Origin of the sequence: Planktotalea sp., from assembly GCF_039984035.1 — a bacterium.
In the GTDB taxonomy this organism is placed as follows: domain Bacteria; phylum Pseudomonadota; class Alphaproteobacteria; order Rhodobacterales; family Rhodobacteraceae; genus Planktotalea.
Window position 1 is genome coordinate 1 of the sequence record NZ_JBDWVM010000341.1, and the last position, 2,739, is coordinate 2,739.

2 protein-coding genes and 1 pseudogene are annotated in these 2,739 nt (G+C 50.5%); 2 read left to right on the forward strand and 1 reads right to left on the reverse strand.

Going from position 1 to position 2,739, the window contains the following annotated elements; all coding sequences use genetic code 11:
- Positions 1–474: pseudogene (locus ABJQ89_RS15305) on the forward strand (integrase core domain-containing protein); the annotation flags it as partial.
- A 184-nt stretch (positions 475–658) separates the two neighbouring features.
- Here ABJQ89_RS15305 and ABJQ89_RS15310 read toward each other — a convergent pair.
- On the reverse strand, positions 659–1,753 hold the full coding sequence (locus ABJQ89_RS15310; protein ID WP_348497048.1) for a tRNA-dihydrouridine synthase: 1,095 nt from the start codon (positions 1,751–1,753) through the stop codon (positions 659–661).
- A gap of 601 nt (positions 1,754–2,354) precedes the next feature.
- Between ABJQ89_RS15310 and ABJQ89_RS15315 the strand changes: the two genes are divergently transcribed.
- Positions 2,355–2,739 (forward strand): spondin domain-containing protein (locus ABJQ89_RS15315; RefSeq protein ID WP_348497049.1); only part of this gene is annotated, 385 nt, incomplete at its 3' end.

The following is a 2,739-nucleotide window of genomic DNA, read 5'->3' on the forward strand; positions in this document are numbered from 1 at the left end:
CGCGGTGTTGGAACGCAGAAGCCAGTAGAACGCTGGTCGCTCGACTTTCTGTCCGATACGTTTGGCGTCTCTCGCAAGTTCCGCATCCTTGCCGTGGATGACGATCGCTGCCGCGAAAACCTGCGCCCTATGGCTGGCACCAGCATCTCCGATGCTCGTGTCGCCCGTGAATTGGATGCGCCTGTGCGGGCTTACGGTGAGCCTGCCAGCGCTGTCAGTGACAATGGCACTGAGTTCACGAGCCGTGCAATCCTGAAATGGGCGCAGGAGAACCACGTTGAATGGCAATAAATTGATCCAGGAGAGCCGCAACAGAACGGCTTCATAGTGTCATTCAACGGCAGCCTGCGAGACGAGCTGCTAAATGACGAGATCTTCGATACCTTGGATGACACACATCGAAAATTAGCGCTCTGGCGATACGACTACGTCCGATCTCAATCATCGCTGAGAAATCAAACGCCCACACAAGCGCCCTCTCGGTATGAATGAGCGACACTCGGTAGGCAGAATTAGTGTCTCCCACGCTCCATTTTGGATAGGGTTCGGGGAAAATTTTGAGGCTAGAAACGGCGCCGGTCATTCAGCCTTTTCATCACAATGGCCATACCAAAGCGTATGTTAATTGTGATGCAAAGGCTTATCTTGTTTGCGCAATCTACGCAGATTTTTCGTAGCCGCCATTATAGTCATCACTTTTCCTACGGATCTGTGAATGGCTTACAATCCGTTCACGCGCCATGCCGCGGAACTCTTCGATTGATGAAAATCCTTTGCGTTGCAAATAATCACTGAGATCATCCTTTAACTCTTGGATAAGCTTGATGCCGACGCCACCGCTGCCTTTTTCTTCCATCGCAGCAGTGCAGATTTGCAAATTCCCAGCCCCGTGAATGATGAAATTAAATGCTTCGTTGAAACCTTTAATCCCGCCAATGCCAGAAATAGAGTTATCTGGAAAAGCGCGCGAAATATCCGACACACGCAACAACGCTTGGTGCAAAATGGCCAACCCGCCTTGCCCGCCAGAGGTCACAAGGCCGTCGACTTCGACCTCGAATTTCAGTGTTTCGGGATCCATCAAGGGCAAGGATGGGAACGTGTTGCACAAAGAAATCGCCGATGCTCCTGCACCATAAGCGGCGGCGGCGGCATCAACCAGCGTTGACGTTGATGGCGTGAGTTTAACCCAAATTGGGACGCTGACGACTTCGGTGACAGCCTTTAGAATGGATGTGATGATGTCTTCGTCATTCGCGACATTGGCCCCCATGTCCTTCCGGTCCATGTGGGGGCACGAAAGGTTTAGTTCCAGCGCATCGCATCCGACGTTCACGCATTCTGTCGCAAGCTTGCGCCAATTGTCCATTTCTTCTTCACTACCAGCGCCGGCCATGATCGAGGCGATGAGCATGCGGTCAGGATACGTTTTTTTGATTTCTTCCAAGTCCGGCAACCACACATCAAGTGCTTGATCTGAAATTAATTCCCAGTTCCAAGACGAATGAGAAACAGTGTCAGCGCGCTTGACCCGTGATACATATGGTTTCATTTCGCTGGTGCGTTGGTAGATCGTTTTGGGCCCAGCGACGTTTTCAACGGGGTGCAAACCAATTGTTTTGGTCACCACGCCGCCCCAGCCCGCTTCAAAGGCCTTCAGGATTTTTCGTTTGCTTTCGGACGGTGGCGCTGAAGCCAGCACAAACGGATTTACGAAGGCCAGACCTGTAAAATTAGTAGAAAGGTTATTCATCGCAGCACATCCTCGATTTGTTGGCAGTCATGAGAATTATTTTTTACCAAAGAGTCAATATTTTTCATAATTCTCACGGTTTGACTGTCGCATTTGCCTTCAAACCACCCCTTTAGAACAAGTAGGAGGCACACTTGCATAGAAAACAGCCGTTCGCATGACATGGCTCTCCATCGTCGATCATGTTGTCTGAAGCACGGATGCAGTCATGATGTTCAAGTTTAATTTTGGAACCTTCTCGCGCGATCTTAGCTTGCTGGGTTTGCTTGCGCGTGGCCTCAGACAGAACCGGCCAAACACATCATCAACCCCACCTGTTGCGTTAGATTGGAAACAACATACCGGGGATCAAACCGCAGATCACAAAATTGTTTATAGGGCGTGATCAATACACCGAACTTCTTGAAAACACCATGAAACCAGCGCGTTACAGCGCACTCAAAACTCTATAAAAGTCAATGTTTACAATTAATTAACCATTATAATATGTTTGTGATGACGGAGATTTCAAAGTTTCAACTAGGGATTGATCCGGCCGCTTTCATTGAGCGACCGGCGCCGGAAGAAGACGGCGTGAGAACAAAAAGAAAAAGGAAAACGAATGGAAACTCTACGCTTTGTTGCAACAAATGACTCGAACGCTGGTGGTACGGCGCTTACTCCGATTTGGTTTGGCTTCCACGACAATAGCTTTGATTTGTTTGATGTGGGGGAGGCGTCCTCTGCGGGTCTTGAGGCCGCTGCTGAGGACGGTAATTTCTCCCCTCTCGGAGCGGAATTGACCGCTGATGACGCAGATGGCGTCGGGGGTGTTATTTTGGGCGCGGCAGGGCCGATCGTCGCTGGCGAACGCACCACGGCGCAAGTCACCGTTGACGGCGCGTCGAACGGGTTTTTGAGCCTCGCGGCCATGTTGCTGCCGTCCAATGACGCGTTTATAGGCACCGACGACGCAATCCAACTGTTTGATGCTGATGGAAACTTCC

Excerpts from the sequence above, each read along its gene's own strand:
- ABJQ89_RS15310 (WP_348497048.1), bottom strand. The coding sequence starts at position 1,753 with ATGAATAACCTTTCTACTAATTTTACAGGTCTGGCCTTCGTAAATCCG.